The 14118-nt window shown below is 71.4% G+C and carries 10 protein-coding genes; 5 read left to right on the top strand and 5 right to left on the bottom strand.

Annotated elements, in window-relative coordinates:
• Nucleotides 1-2: 2 nt before the first annotated feature.
• Both HJC40_RS02955 and HJC40_RS02960 read left to right on the top strand, forming a co-directional pair.
• A complete protein-coding gene (locus HJC40_RS02955) occupies nt 3-911 on the top strand; it encodes a carbohydrate ABC transporter permease (protein WP_249998043.1) in 909 nt (302 codons plus the stop codon).
• An 11-nt stretch (nt 912-922) separates the two neighbouring features.
• On the top strand, nt 923-1858 hold the full coding sequence (locus tag HJC40_RS02960) for a carbohydrate ABC transporter permease (protein ID WP_249998044.1): 936 nt from the start codon (nt 923-925) through the stop codon (nt 1856-1858).
• Nucleotides 1859-3089: 1231 nt separating this feature from the next.
• On the opposite strand, the gene HJC40_RS02965 is transcribed toward HJC40_RS02960, so the two are convergent.
• The 4 genes from HJC40_RS02965 to HJC40_RS02980 all read right to left on the bottom strand — a co-directional run bounded on the left by HJC40_RS02965 (nt 3090) and on the right by HJC40_RS02980 (nt 6626).
• A complete protein-coding gene (locus HJC40_RS02965) occupies nt 3090-4211 on the bottom strand; it encodes a 5-methyltetrahydropteroyltriglutamate--homocysteine S-methyltransferase (RefSeq protein WP_249998045.1) in 1122 nt (373 codons plus the stop codon).
• 5 nt (nt 4212-4216) lie between these two features.
• Entirely contained in the window at nt 4217-4972 is a 756-nt protein-coding gene (locus HJC40_RS02970; protein WP_249998046.1) for a hypothetical protein, read from the bottom strand.
• A 63-nt stretch (nt 4973-5035) separates the two neighbouring features.
• Nucleotides 5036-5875: an NAD(P)-dependent oxidoreductase gene (locus tag HJC40_RS02975; RefSeq protein WP_249998047.1), complete on the bottom strand. Its 840-nt coding sequence runs from the start codon at nt 5873-5875 to the stop codon at nt 5036-5038.
• 46 nt (nt 5876-5921) lie between these two features.
• A complete protein-coding gene (locus HJC40_RS02980) occupies nt 5922-6626 on the bottom strand; it encodes a hypothetical protein (protein ID WP_249998048.1) in 705 nt (234 codons plus the stop codon).
• A gap of 146 nt (nt 6627-6772) precedes the next feature.
• Between HJC40_RS02980 and HJC40_RS02985 the strand changes: the two genes are divergently transcribed.
• A complete protein-coding gene (locus HJC40_RS02985; RefSeq protein WP_249998049.1) occupies nt 6773-7630 on the top strand; it encodes an aldo/keto reductase in 858 nt (285 codons plus the stop codon).
• A gap of 6 nt (nt 7631-7636) precedes the next feature.
• On the opposite strand, the gene HJC40_RS02990 is transcribed toward HJC40_RS02985, so the two are convergent.
• A complete protein-coding gene (locus HJC40_RS02990; protein ID WP_249998050.1) occupies nt 7637-8506 on the bottom strand; it encodes an NAD(P)-dependent oxidoreductase in 870 nt (289 codons plus the stop codon).
• 123 nt (nt 8507-8629) lie between these two features.
• Between HJC40_RS02990 and HJC40_RS02995 the strand changes: the two genes are divergently transcribed.
• Both HJC40_RS02995 and metH read left to right on the top strand, forming a co-directional pair.
• Complete coding sequence (locus HJC40_RS02995) at nt 8630-10294, top strand: bifunctional 3'-5' exonuclease/DNA polymerase (RefSeq protein ID WP_249998051.1); 1665 nt, start codon at nt 8630-8632, stop codon at nt 10292-10294.
• A gap of 225 nt (nt 10295-10519) precedes the next feature.
• Nucleotides 10520-14104, top strand: coding sequence for a methionine synthase (metH, locus tag HJC40_RS03000; RefSeq protein WP_249998224.1), 3585 nt, complete (start codon nt 10520-10522; stop codon nt 14102-14104).
• The last annotated feature ends 14 nt before the right edge of the window (nt 14105-14118 follow it).

Genomic DNA, 14118 nt, shown 5'->3' on the forward strand with positions numbered 1-14118 from the left:
CCATGCGGCACGGCAAGTATCCCTTCATCATCGGCTTCCTTGTCGTGCCGGTGGCGCTCTACGTGACCTTCGTGGTCTGGGCGTACATTCAGGCGTTCTACCTGTCGGTCTACGAGTGGTCCGGCCTCGGGCCGGTGACCAACTTCGTGGGCCTCGGCAACTTCCGGAAGATGCTGGACGACACGACCTTCTGGCAGTCGCTGAAACACAACGTGTTCCTGCTCGTGCTCCTGCCGATCATCACGGTCATCCTGGCGCTGGTCTTCGCGTTTTTGCTGAACGTCGGCGGCGGCTCGAAGGGCGGCGTGACCCGCGGCGTCTGGGGCTCGAAGGTCTACCGGATCATCTTCTTCTTCCCGCAGCTGCTCGCCCTGGCGATCGTGGCGGTGATCTTCGGCCGGGTGTTCGGCCCGGACAAGAGCGGCATGCTCAACGGCCTGTTCCCGGACTCGTGGTCACCCTGGCTGTTCCTGGCCGACGAGCGCTACGCGATGGCCTGCATCCTGATCGTGCTGGTCTGGCAGGCGGTCGGCTTCTACGTCGTGCTGTTCTCGGCCGGCATGGGCAACATCCCGACCGAGGTGTACGAGGCGGCCGCGATCGACGGCGCCACCCGGGTCACCCTGTTCTTCAAGATCACGATCCCGCTGCTCTGGAACACCATCCAGGTCGCGTGGGTCTACCTCGGCATCGCCGCCTTCGACGCCTTCGCCCTGGTCAACATCATGACCGTGGACCGCGGCGGCCCGGACGGCGCGACGTCGGTCCTCAGCCTCATGATCTACCGCAACGCCTTCGAGTTCTCGCAGGCCGGTTACGCCTCCGCGCTGGGCGTGGTTCTCTTCTTCCTGACCCTGACCTTCGCCGCGCTGACCCTGCGGGTCACTCGTCGCGAGTCCCTCGAAGCCTGAGAGGCGAGGCGATGACCAACATCACCAGCACTCCCGGCACGGACGCCGTTCCGACCGCCGGACCCGTCGGCGCCTCCAAGAGCGCGGGCCGCAAGCCCGACAGCCGGCGCGAGTTCAAGGCGTTCAACGGCCTCGCGCACGTGGCCCTGATCGTGTGGGCCCTGGTCACGGCCGGTCCACTGCTCTGGGTGCTGCTCGCGTCGTTCAAGAGCAACACCGAGATCTTCCTGGGCAAGCCGTTCGCGCTGCCGGCCAGCTTCTCGTTCAGCACCTACGCCGACGCGTGGACCGACGCACACATCGGCCGCTACTTCATCAACAGCGTCTTCGTGGTGCTGATCAGCACGGCCGGCACGATGCTGTTCGGCTCGATGGCCGCGTACGTGCTGGCCCGCTACAAGTTCTTCGGCAACCGGGCGATCTACTATCTGTTCGTCTCGGGGTTGGCGTTCCCGACGTTCATGGCGCTGGCGCCGCTGTTCTACATCCTCAAGGGGATGGGGCTGCTCGGCTCGTTCACGGGCTTGATCCTGGTGTACATCGCGTACTCGCTACCCTTCACGATCTTCTTCCTGGCCGCGTTCTTCAAGTCGCTGCCGTACGAGATCGAGGAGGCGGCGACCGTCGACGGCGCGTCCCACGTCCGCAAGTTCTTCCAGATCATGATGCCGATGGCCCGGTCGGGGCTGGTCAGCATCACGATCTTCAACATCGTCGGGCAGTGGAACCAGTACCTGCTGCCGGTGGTCATCATGAGCGGGCCTGGGGCGGATCAGAAGCTGCTGCTCACCCAGGGCATCGCCCAGATCAGCGTGTCGGCGGGGTATCAGGCCGAGTGGTCGACGCTCTTCGCCGCTCTGGTCCTCACGATCCTTCCGATGATCATCGTGTACGGGATCTTCCAGCGGCAGATTCAGTCTGGGCTTACGGCTGGGGCCGTCAAGTAGGTCGCTCAGCGGCTCCTCCCGGGGTTCGGGGGGAGCCGTTTGCTGCGTGGGGGTCTTGTTGCGGTGGACGGGTGGGGCCGAGGGTGGCCAAGCTCGTCCGTAAAGCGTCTATGGCCGTGCTTGGCCACCCTCGGCCCCACCCTTGCGGGGTCGCCGGTGGCGGCTTGGGGATGGGTCGCCGGCTGCTCATTGCCTGGTTGGGGTGGCGGTCACCTGGCGGGTTTGGGGTCTGGCTGCCGCGTTGTGGTCACCGGACTGCGTGTTGGCTTGGGCGGGCGGGCCTGGGTGGTGGGTCAAGGGAGCCGGACCGTGCCGGTTGCGGTCAGCATGTCGCGGTTGGGCGTTGGGTCACCGCGGCTGGCTGGGGCGGGGTGAACCGCGTTCGCTGGGCGGCGGCTGGACTCGGTGCGTCGTTGGGCGGGGGTTGCGGCTCGGGCTCGCACGTCCGCGAGCGGAAGAGCGACGCTGGGCCTGCCGCTGTGCCGGACTGTGCCGCTGTTGGCCGGGCAGTGCCGCTGTCGGCCGGGTAGTGCCGCTGTTGGCGGGGCAGTGCCGCTGTCGGCCGGACAGTGCCGCTTTCGGCCGGGACAGGTCGGGTTCCGACGGCAAGCTTGCGAGGTCAGCGACAGCTGACTCGGCGAGGGGTCGGCGACACCTCCGTCAGCGCCGCCTGGGTGGCGTCCTGCGTGGGCTGCGCGGTGCTCGTCGGATTCACGGGCAGCATGCCTCCCCACCGGGTCAGCAGCTGCCGCGTGGGTCGGGTTGAAGCGCCACCACAATCGTCACGGCGCTCATGGTTGCGCCGGGCGGTCTCGTTCGCCGGGTGCGTGCTCTTGCTGGGTGGCGTGCTTCTTGCTGGGCGGCGGGCTGGGCGGCGGCCGTGTCCGGGCGGTCGGAACTCGAAGGTCGGGCTGGGCACGGCTCGTCTGCTACTGAGGCTGGGGCACCGGTTGCCGCAGCGCCGGGAGGGGCCTTGCTCGGACGGCAGGTTGAGCGGCTCATCCGCGACTGACACGGCGCCGGTGCTGGTGTGTTGCGGCGTCGGTTGTGGGGTCCGGAAGCTGCGGCGTCGGGTGCGCGGCGTCGGGGTGCGCGGCGTCGGGGCTGGAAGTGTGGCTGGGCTGGCCGCGCGCGGCGCGGCGATGGACCGGTCGGCGTTGGGCGAGTACGGCGCCGGGGCTGGAAGTGCGGTGTTGGGTGTGGGGTCTGGAAGTGGGGGTCGGAGTGGGGGTCAGCCCCAGACTTCCTGGGCTGTTTCGGCTATGAGGGTCAGTTTGGCTACCTGCTCGTCGTAGGTGAGGACGTTGCCTTCGACCGTGGAGGAGAAGCCGCACTGGGGGGAGAGGCAGAGCTGGTCCAGGGGGACGTATCGGGCGGCCTCGTCGATGCGGCGCTTCAGGGTGTCCTTGGACTCGAGGGCGCCGCGCTTGGTGGTGACCAGGCCCAGGACTACCTGCTTGCCGGGTGGGACGAAGCGCAGCGGGGCGAAGTCGCCGGAACGGTCGTCGTCGTACTCCAGGAAGAAGCCGTCGACGGCCAGTTCGCTGAACAGGGCCTCGGCGACGAAGTCGTAGCCGCCCTCGGCTGTCCAGGACGAGCGGAAGTTGCCGCGGCACATGTGGGTGGTCACGGCCAGGCCCTCGGGGCGGTCGGCGATCGCGGCGTTGATCTGGCGGATGTAGCGCAGGTGCTGGTGGTCGGCGTCGTCGCCGCGCTCGGTGAGCAGGCGGCGCTGGGCCGGGTCGTTCAGGTAGGCCAGGCTGGTGTCGTCCAGCTGCAGGTAGCGGCAGCCCAGATCGGCCACCCGGCGCACCTGCTCGGCGTACGCGGCGCTCAGATCGGCCCAGAACTGGTCCTGGTCGGGGTAGACGGCCGGGTCGATCGCGGCCCGGCCGCCGCGGTAGTGGACCATGCTGGGCGACGGGATGGTCAGCTTGGCGGTCACCTCGGTGTCCACGATGGACTGCAGGAAGGCGAAGTCGTCGCCGAAGATGGTCTCGGTGAGGCGGATCGGCCCGTCGACGGCGAGCGCCGCGGACTCGAAGTCGATCTCGCCCTCGGCGTTGCGGAAGTGCACCTGGATCTTGTCGTCGGTGGGGTGGATGCCGCCCAGGCGATAGATGAAGTCCATGTGCCACGAGGTGCGGCGGAACTCGCCGTCGGTGGCCGAGCGGAGGCCGGCGTCGCGTTGCATGCGCACGACGTCGCGGATCGCGTCGTCCTCGACGGCGCGCAACTCGTCGGCGTCGATCTCGCCGGTGGCGCGGCGCTCGCGGGCCTCGAGCAGCCGGGCGGGGCGGAGCAGACTGCCGACGTGGTCGGCCCGGAACGGTGGCGTCTCGCGCAGCGTCATGCCCCTCACCGTAGCGCCGGGAACGGTTCGCCGCGGTTGAGATCATCGATGAGTTTGATCGCGGCCGGTGGTCCGCCGTTCGCTTCGAGCCACCGGCTGACCCGGCACCCGGCCCGGGAGTACACCTGCGGGTCGGCGCTCGCGGCGGTGAGCCAGTCGGACAGCGTGCCGGGCAGCGGCTCGTTGGACAGTGCCTCGTTGGAGGGTGCCTCGTTGGAGGGTGCCTCGTTGGGCAGCGCCTCGTCGGGCTGGGAGGTCTTGCCGGGTGGGGGGCAATGCTCGCCCAGGTAGCGGGGATCGTCCGAGACGACGACGGCCAGGCCCTCGTCGAACCACTGCGGGACCTCGGCGTCGAGCCGTTCGTGCAGCTCGACGTGGGACATCTCGTGGGCGGCGATGACGACGTCGAGACCGCGGGGCGACAGCATGACGGCGCGGTTGAGCACGGCGATGCCCTTCTCGCCGCCGCCACCGATGCGGTCGTAGCACTCATCGGTGTAGCAGGCGACGAGCCGCGGGTCGGACCGGCGGCCGCCGTAGAAGTCACCGACCCGGCGGCGGGCGTCGGCCGCAAGAGCGGTCAGCTGATCCTTGCGGGCGGTGCTGAGGTCACGCTCGCTCCAGAGGCCGTCGGCCACCCGGGTCAGGCCGTAGCAGCCGGGACAGGTCGTCGCCGCGACCGACGGGTAGGCGACGGCCAGGCCGCCGGCGGCCACCACGAGGAGGGCGACGACACCGGCTGCTATCCAACGGAATCTCACCGGGCCAGTCTCCCGGGGGATTCGGTTGGAGGCATCGGACCACGGGTGGAGATCTGCCTGGGGTCAGAGGGCCAGCCGCGCCGCGCTCACGTCCTCGCGGCCGTGCCCCTCGCCGACCGCCTTGTGCCATTGCTGCGACAGCGCCCGCAGCAGCGGCAAGCGGTCGGCGCCGGCCGCCGCGACGGCCAGGTCGACGTCTTTGAGCGCCCACTCCAGGGGAAACTCGGGCGAGTAGTCGCCGCTCTGCATCTTGTGCAGCTTGGCGTCGGCGATCGGGGCGTCCAGCGGGCCGCCCTCGATGGCCCGGTCGAGATCGGCTGGGTCGAGGCCCAGCTCGGTGGCGAGCCGCAGCGCTTCGGCGACCCCCTCGATCAGCACGGACATGTAGGCGTTGATCGCGAGCTTCATGGCGCTGCCGCGGCCGGCCGGCCCCAGCCAGAGGGTCTCCCGGCCGATGGCGGCGAACGGCTGCTCGACCCGTCGGCGAGCCGCGTCGGGGCCCGAGGCCAGGATGAGCAGCCGGCCGGCCCGCGCCGGGCCGCTGCTGCCCGAGACGGGAGCGTCCACGAAGAGCACCCCGTCCGGCGCCTGACCGGCCAGGGCGGCCGTCGCGTCGAGCCCGATCGTGCCCATCTGGGCCCAGACGGCGCCGGGGGCGAGGGACTCCAGCGTGCCGCGGGCGACCATCACCTCGGTCACCGCCTCGGGCGTGGAGAGCATGGTGATCACCACGTCGGCCCCGGCGACGGCCTCGGCGGGCGAGGCGGCCACCGTGGCTCCCGGCAGCGGTTTCGGCGTGCGGTTCCACACGGTGGTGGGCAGTCCAGCCGCGACCAGGTTGCCGGCCATCGCCGCGCCCATGATGCCGAGGCCCAGCACGGCCACCCGCGTCTCTTCGCTCATGCCTCTGCGGTTGTCCGATCCGGGCGGCGGCAAACCGTGGCCGCTCTCACGCCAGCAGCGCCTCGCGCATCTCCTTGCCGGGGTTGAAGCCGGCGACCACCCGGGGCGAGGCCGGGTCGTACACCTCGACGGTGTTGTTGCGGCGCATGAGCTCGCGGACCGGCTGGGGGAGCGGGGGCTCGTCGCTCATCGCGGCGCGCAGGTCGCGAGCCGTCACGATCAGCCGGTGGGCCAGGGTCGCGCCGTCGGTGTCCGGGCGGACGCGGCCGAACTCCCAGCCGTCGACGGTCAGGTCGAGGATCTCGAAGACGTGAGCCAGCAGCGGATGCGCGTCGAGCTGGCGCACGACCCGCTTGGCCTCGGTCCCGACCACCGTGGCGGCCGCGCTGACCTGGATGTACGGGTGGAGCCGGCACGGCAGCGTGAACAGCGGCCACCGCAGCCCGCCCTGCGTGTCCCGCCACAGCGGGCGGTAGTTGGCCCGGTCGACCGGGAACGCGTAACCGGTGCGCCGGGACAGCTCGGCCGCCTGCGCGCGCAGGTCGGCGTACGCGGCGTCGGCGAACTCCCGCAGGATCGCCGCGGCCGCGACCACCCCGTCGTCCCCGGCCAGCACCGCGACGACCGCGTCGGCCTGGTCGGGGAAAGACCCGGGCAGGTGCGGGCCGAAACGCCCCCGCACGTCCTCGACCAGGGCCTGCTCGAGGCCGGGAGTCTTGTCTCTGCCCGAACCGCGCCGGAACCACCGCATGTCGCCTCGTTTATGCCGTCGCCGTTGGAAACGCGGCAATGCTAGTCGATTCCCCGTCCGCCCGGGTCCGGATGTTCTCCGGCCGGTGGGGTACCAGGATGAGGTCAGGGGCGCGTGCCCCGTACGCGCGAAGGAAGGGTTTGACCATGCAGAGTCGCCGCATCGGTGACGTGACGGTGAGCGCGATCGGTCTCGGCGGCATGCCGATGTCGATCGAGGGCCGGCCGGACGAGGACCGTTCGATCCGCACGATCCACGCCGCGCTCGACGCGGGCATCACGCTGATCGACACCGCCGACGCCTACCACATCCACGCCGACGAGGTCGGCCACAACGAGACGCTGATCGCCCGTGCGCTGGCCACCTACGGCGGGGACACCTCCGACGTGCTCGTCGCCACCAAGGGCGGGCACCTGCGCCCGGGCGACGGCAGCTGGACGCTGAACGGCTCGCCCGACTATCTGAAGCAGGCGTGCGAGGCGTCGCTCAAGCGGCTCGGCGTCGAGACGATCGGGCTCTACCAGTTCCACCGTCCCGACCCCGAGGTTCCGTACGCCGAGTCGGTGGGCGCGATCCGCGACCTGCTCGACGCGGGCAAGATCCGGCTGGCCGGCATCTCGAACGCCGACCCGGAGCAGATCCGCCAGGCGCAGGAGATCCTCGGTGGGCGGCTGGCCTCGGTGCAGAACCAGTTCTCGCCGGCGTTCCTGTCGTCCGAGCCCGAGCTGCGGCTCTGCGACGAGCTGGGCATCGCGTTCCTGCCCTGGTCGCCGCTGGGTGGCATCAGCAAGGCGTCCGAGCTCGGCGGGCGGGCCGACGCCTTCGCCCGGGTGGCCGAGCGCCACGGGGTGAGCCCGCAGCGCGTCTGCCTGGCCTGGCATCTGGCCAAGTCGCCGGTCGTGGTGCCGATCCCCGGAGCCAGCCGGCCCGAGACGATCCGCGACTCGGCCCAGGCGTCCGAGCTGACGCTCACGTCGGACGACCTGGCCGAGATCGGCATCTGACCGGCGTTACTTGTCGAAACTGGCGTAGTACGTAGCCGCCATGTCCTTGTCGCCGTGGCCCTGGTCGGCGGCCCGTCGGAACCGTTCGGCCCCGGCCTCGACCAGGTCCAGCCGGACGCCGTGCCGCCGGCCGGCCTCGGCGATGAGGCGGGCGTCCTTCTCGGCCGTGGTCACGGCGAAGCTGGCCGGGGACAGCTGGTCGCTCCGCATCAGGCCCACCTTGGCCCGCAGGTAGCCGTTGTCGAGCGGACCCCCCTCGATGAGCTGGAAGAACCTGTCCGGGTCGACGCCCAGCGCCTCGGCCAGCGAGAGGGTCTCGGCGCCGGCGTGGGTCAGGGCCAGCACCCAGCTGTTGGCCACGAGCTTGAGCCGGGTCGCGTCGCCGGGCCGGTCGAGCCACACGGTGCGGCTGCCGACGGCCTCGACGATCGGCGTCAGCTCCTCGCGCCGCTCGCCCGGGCCGGCCGCGAGCACGGTGAGCTGCCCGGCCTCGGCCGGTTGGCGGGTGCCCAGCACCGGCGCGTCGTAGAAGGCGAGCCCGTGCTCGGCGGCCCGGGCGGCGAGCCGGTCGACGTCGTCGAGGCTCACGGTGGTCGACTGCATCCACAGCGCCCCGGATCTGACGGCCGGCAGGGCCTCGTCCATCACCTCGCTGACGGCCGCCCCGTCGTAGAGCATGGTGAGCATCACGTCGGCGTCCCGGACGGCCTCGGCCGCGCTCTCCACCGGCACTGCGCCGTCGCCGGCTAGCGCCGCGGCCTTGTCGGCACTGCGGTTCCAGACCCGTACGGTGTGTCCGGCCTTGAGGAGGTTCCGGGCCATCGCGGCCCCCATGATGCCGGTGCCGAGAACAGCCACGGTCAGTGTGTCGGTCATGCCGACCATCCTGACCGGTGCGGCCGTTCCCGGCCACGACGTTCCCGCATGCCCGGCCCGCGCCGGCCGCATGTCGGCCCGGGGCCGCCGCAAAGTGTCGTACCTCCGGGCGACAATGACCGGGTGCTGACAGCGGTGGTGGCGGATGCGGGCGGTCGAGGGGGCCGCCTGCTCGACCTGCGCGCCGACGGCACGGCCGCCGGGCCCGTCGGGCACACCGCCGACCTGGCCGCGGCGATCGGCGAGCGGGAGGCGGCCGACCACCCGCGCTGGGTCTGGCCGGCCACCGCCGATCTCTACCCGGCCCTGCTGCGGGCCGGGGTGCGGGTGGCCCGCTGTCACGATCTCGAGCTGACCGAGGCGCTGCTCTCGGGCCATGCCGGGCGCTGGGGCGAGCCGCGGTCGCCGGCCGCGGCCCACGCCCGGCTGCACGGGCTGCCGGTTCCGCCCGATCCGCCGCCGCGGGTGGCCGAGCCGCCCGGGTTCGCCCAGGCGTCGCTGTTCGAGACGTCAGGTGACCACTCGGCCAGCGTGGCCATCGAGGTCGTGCGCGAGGTCTACGCCGATCAGCTGGCCCGCCTGGCCCGGACCGAGCACCCGGGCCGGTTCCGGCTGCTCGTCGCGGCCGAGTCGGCCGGCGCGCTGGTCGGGGCCGAGATGGGCCACACCGGTCTGCCGTGGCGGGCCGACCTGCACGACGAGTTGTTGCGCGAGTTGCTCGGCCCGCCCCAGCCGGTCGGGCCGCCCCGCCGCCTGGCCGAGCTGTCAGCCGAGATCAACGCGGCCTTCGGCACCCGGGGACTGCACCCCGATTCGCCGGCCGAGGTCGTCCGGGCCTTCGCCCGGGCCGGGGTCGACGTGCCCAACACGCGTGCCTGGGTGCTCAAGCAGGTCGATCACCCGGCGGTGCGGCCCCTGCTGGAATACAAGGAGCTCTACCGCATCTGGACGGCCCACGGGTGGTCCTGGTGCGACGCCTGGGTGATCGAGGGACGCTTCCGGCCGGAGTACGTGCCCGGGGGCGTCGTCAGCGGTCGCTGGGCCACCCGCGGCGGCGGCGCCCTGCAGGTGCCCAAGGCGGTGCGCCGGGCCGTCGTGGCCGACCCGGGGTGGCGGTTCGTGGTCGCCGACGCCGGTCAGCTCGAGCCGCGGGTGCTCGCCGCCATCTCGGGCGACCAGCGGCTGGCCGACGCGGCCGCGGCCGGCGACCTCTACGCCGCTCTCGCCACCGACTCGTTCGACGGCGACCGCGCCAAGGCCAAGATCGCGCTGCTCGGCGCCATGTACGGGCAGACCGGCGGCTCCGCCGTCCCCGCGCTCGCCGTGCTGCGCCGGCACTATCCGACCGCGTTCGAGTTCGTCGAGCACGCGGCCCGGGTGGGCGAGGCCGGCGGGATCGTCCGTTCCTGGCTGGGCCGCACCTGCCCGCCGTCGGCCACCGCCTGGCGGGATGCCGGGCTCGACCCGCCCGAGGAGGCCGAGCCCGTGGGCGCCTCCGGCCGGGCCCGGGGCCGCTTCACCCGCAACTTCGTGGTCCAGGCGACCGCCGCCGAGTGGGCTCTCGTCCTGCTGGCCACGCTGCGCACCGCGCTCGAGGGCAGCAAGGCCGAGATGGTGCTGTTCGTGCACGACGAGGTGGTCGTGCACTGCCCGGCCGAGCAGACCGACGAGGTCGTGGCGGCCGTCCACGAGTGCGCCGAGCAGGCCGGGCGGCTGCTGTTCGGCGCCACCACCGTGCGCTTCCCGCTCGACGTCGCCGTGGTGGAGGCCTATGTCGACGCGAAATAGCCACCGAGGTGAACGACGCGACGTCTCAGCAGTTGGCTTCCGCGAGGAGGCGGCAACGAAAATCGGGTAGCTTGGTGGGTCCGAAGCGAGAGGCGCTGCAACGGGGTGACACCCGCCACGCTCGCTCGGTGGAAACCGACCAAGGGCGCCTCCGTTGAACCGGAGGTGGTCGGTGTGGAAACAGATCTCGGACGAAGCGGACGTATCGCGGAGCTCAAGCGCCTGTTGAACGAGCGCATCCTGGTGCTCGACGGAGCGTGGGGCACGATGCTGCAGGGGGCCCAGCTCACCCCCGAGGACTACCGGGGCGACCTGATCGGCCCCGACCACGAGCAGGACGTCACGGGCGACCCCGACCTGCTCATCCTCACCCGGCCCGACGTGATCCTCGACGTCCACCGGCAATATCTGGCCGCCGGCGCCGACATCACCACCACCAACACGTTCACCGCGACGAGCATCGCCCAGGCCGACTACGGCCTGGAGTCGTACGTGCGCGAGATGAACATCCGCGGCGCCCAGCTGGCCCGGCAGGCCGCCGACGAGGCGGGCGGCCGGTTCGTCGCCGGCTCGGTCGGTCCGCTCAACGTGACCCTGTCGCTGTCGCCCAAGGTCGACGACCCGGCCTACCGCGCGGTCACCTTCGACCAGGTCAAGGCCGCGTACGCCGAGCAGATCGCCGCCCTGGCCGAGGGCGGCGTCGACCTGCTGCTGGTCGAGACGATCTTCGACACGCTCAACGCGAAGGCCGCCATCGCCGCGGCCCGTGAGGTGGCGCCCGAGCTGCCGCTGTGGATCTCGGTGACGATCGTCGACCTGTCCGGCCGCACGCTCAGCGGCCAGACCGTCGAGGCGTTCTGGCGCTCCATCGAGCGGGCCGAGCCGCTGGTCGTCGGCGTGAACTGCTCGCTCGGCGCGGCCGAGATGCGCCCGCACGTGGCCGAGCTGGCCCGCCTCTCCAACGTCTATGTCGCCTCGCACCCGAACGCCGGGCTGCCCAACGCGTTCGGCGGCTACGACCAGACCCCGGCCGAGACCGCCGGCCTGATCCAGGAGTTCGCCGAGAGCGGCCTGGTCAACATCGTCGGCGGTTGCTGCGGCACCACCCCGGCCCACATCGGCCGGGTCGCCCAGGCGGTGCGCGAGGCCAAGCCGCGAGACATCGCGCCGCCCGGCGAGACGACCCGGTTCAGCGGCCTGGAGCCGTTCGAGATCGGCCCGGACACCGGCTTCGTCATGATCGGCGAGCGGACCAACGTGACCGGCTCGGCCAAGTTCCGCCGGCTCATCGAGGCCGACGACTACCAGGGCGCGGTCGCCGTCGCGCTCGACCAGGTGCGCGGCGGCGCCAACCTGCTCGACGTCAACATGGACGCCGACCTGCTCGACAGCGAGCAGGCGATGACCACCTTCCTCAACCTGATCGCCACCGAGCCCGAGGTCGCCCGCATCCCGGTCATGGTCGACAGCTCCAAGTGGACCGTGCTCGAGGCCGGGCTCAAGTGCGTGCAGGGCAAGGGCGTGGTCAACTCGATCAGCCTCAAGGAGGGCGAGGAGCAGTTCCTGGCCCAGGCCCGCCGCATCCGCGACTTCGGCGCCGGCGTGGTGGTGATGGCCTTCGACGAGCAGGGCCAGGCCGACACCCGCGACCGCAAGGTCAGCATCTGCGGGCGCGCCTACGACCTGCTGGTCAACGAGGCCGGCTTCGCGCCCGGCGACATCATCTTCGACCCCAACGTGCTGGCCGTCGCGACCGGCATCGCCGAGCACAACGGCTACGCCAAGGCGTTCATCGAGGCGCTGCCGCTGATCAAGGAGCGGTGCCCGGGCGCCCGCACCAGCGGCGGCATCTCCAACCTGTCGTTCTCGTTCCGCGGCAACGACGTGGTCCGCGAGGCGATGCACTCGGCGTTCCTGTTCTACGCGGTCCAGGCGGGCCTCGACATGGGCATCGTCAACGCCGGTCAGCTCGCCGTCTACCAGGACATCCCGGCCGAACTGCTGGAGCTGGTCGAGGACGTGCTGTTCGACCGCCGCCCGGACGCCACCGACCGGCTGGTGACGTTCGCGTCCACGGTCACCGGCAAGGGCAAGCAGCGCGAGGTCGACCTCTCGTGGAGGGACAACCCGGTCGCCGAGCGCCTCTCGTACGCGCTGGTCCACGGCATCGTCGACTTCATCGAGGCGGACACCGAGGAGGCCCGGAAGGAGAGCGCCCGGCCGCTCGACGTCATCGAGGGCCCGCTGATGGACGGCATGAAGGTGGTCGGCGACCTGTTCGGCTCGGGCAAGATGTTCCTGCCCCAGGTGGTCAAGAGCGCCCGGGTCATGAAGCGGTCGGTGGCCTACCTCGAGCCGTTCATGGAGGCCGAGAAGGAGCAGGCCCGCCTCGAGGGCCGGGCCGAGGCCCACCGCGGGCAGGGCAAGGTCGTGCTGGCCACGGTCAAGGGCGACGTCCACGACATCGGCAAGAACATCGTCGGCGTGGTCCTGGGCTGCAACAACTACGAGGTGATCGACCTCGGCGTGATGGTGCCGGCGGCCAAGATCCTGGACACCGCGATCAGCGAGGGCGCCGACGTCATCGGTCTGTCCGGGCTGATCACGCCGTCGCTCGACGAGATGGTCTCGGTCGGCGCCGAGATGCAGCGCCGCGGGCTCAAGCTGCCGCTGCTCATCGGCGGCGCCACCACGTCCAAGCAGCACACGGCAGTGCGCATCGCCCCAGCGTACGACGGCTCGACCGTGCACGTGCTCGACGCGTCCCGGGTCGTCGGGGTCGTCAGCGACCTGCTCGAGCCCGACCGGGCCGATCGGCTCGACACGGCGAACCGGGCCGACCAGGAGCGGCTGCGCGAGCAGCACGCCAACCGGCGCTCCCAGGCCCTGCTCACCCTCGACCAGGCCCGGGCCAACCGCGAGACCGTCGACTTCACCGACCTGCCCACGCCGGCCTTCACCGGCGTCCGGGAGGTCCGGCCGTCCATCGCCGAGCTGCGCGAGATGATCGACTGGCAGTTCCTCTTCCTGGCCTGGGAGCTCAAGGGCAAGTATCCGGCGATCCTCGAGCAGCCGGTCGCCCGGGAGCTGTTCGACGACGCCGGCACGCTGCTCGACCAGATCATCACCGACGGTTCGTTCGAGGCCCGCGGGCGCTACGCGATCTGGCCCGCGCACAGCGACGGCGACGACATCGTGCTCGGCAACGGCGTCACGTTCCCGATGCTGCGCCAGCAGACCCAGAAGCCGGCCGGCCGGGCCAACCGCAGCCTGGCCGACTACGTCGCGCCGGCCGGCGCGACCGACCACCTGGGCGGTTTCGCCGTCGCGATCCACGGCGCCGACGAGCTGGCCGCCAAGTACGAGGCCGACAACGACGACTACCGCGCGATCATGGTCAAGGCGCTGGCCGACCGGCTGGCCGAAGCGTTCGCCGAGTTCCTGCACCTGCGGGTCCGGCGCGAGTGGTTCGAGCCCGACGCCCAGCCCGTGCTCGAGGACCTGCACGCCGAGCGGTTCCGGGGCATCCGGCCCGCCCTGGGCTACCCGGCCAGCCCCGACCACAGCGAGAAGAAGGACCTCTTCGAGCTGCTCGGGACGTCCGAGATCGGCGTGGGGCTCACCGAGTCGTACGCGATGATGCCCGCCGCCGCCGTCAGCGGTCTGATCTTCGCCCACCCGCAGTCGCGCTACTTCACCGTCGGCCGGCTCGGCAAGGACCAGATCACCGACTATGCCCGGCGCCGGGGCATGCCGGTCGACGAGGTCGAGCGCTGGCTGCGCCCCAACCTGGCGTACGAGATCGAGTGAGCAGCGTCGGCCCG

The sequence above is a fragment of the Actinoplanes sp. M2I2 genome (genome assembly GCF_023544445.1).
Lineage (GTDB): Bacteria > Actinomycetota > Actinomycetes > Mycobacteriales > Micromonosporaceae > Actinoplanes.

What these genes read in the sequence shown, in the direction of transcription:
- HJC40_RS02955 (WP_249998043.1), top strand. Translation starts at nt 3, where the DNA reads ATGCGGCACGGCAAGTATCCCTTCATCATCGGCTTCCTTGTCGTGCCG.
- HJC40_RS02960 (WP_249998044.1), top strand. Translation starts at nt 923, where the DNA reads ATGACCAACATCACCAGCACTCCCGGCACGGACGCCGTTCCGACCGCC.
- HJC40_RS02965 (WP_249998045.1), bottom strand. Translation starts at nt 4,211, where the DNA reads ATGACGCTGCGCGAGACGCCACCGTTCCGGGCCGACCACGTCGGCAGT.
- HJC40_RS02975 (WP_249998047.1), bottom strand. Translation starts at nt 5,875, where the DNA reads ATGAGCGAAGAGACGCGGGTGGCCGTGCTGGGCCTCGGCATCATGGGC.
- HJC40_RS02980 (WP_249998048.1), bottom strand. Translation starts at nt 6,626, where the DNA reads ATGCGGTGGTTCCGGCGCGGTTCGGGCAGAGACAAGACTCCCGGCCTC.
- HJC40_RS02985 (WP_249998049.1), top strand. Translation starts at nt 6,773, where the DNA reads ATGCAGAGTCGCCGCATCGGTGACGTGACGGTGAGCGCGATCGGTCTC.
- HJC40_RS02990 (WP_249998050.1), bottom strand. Translation starts at nt 8,506, where the DNA reads ATGACCGACACACTGACCGTGGCTGTTCTCGGCACCGGCATCATGGGG.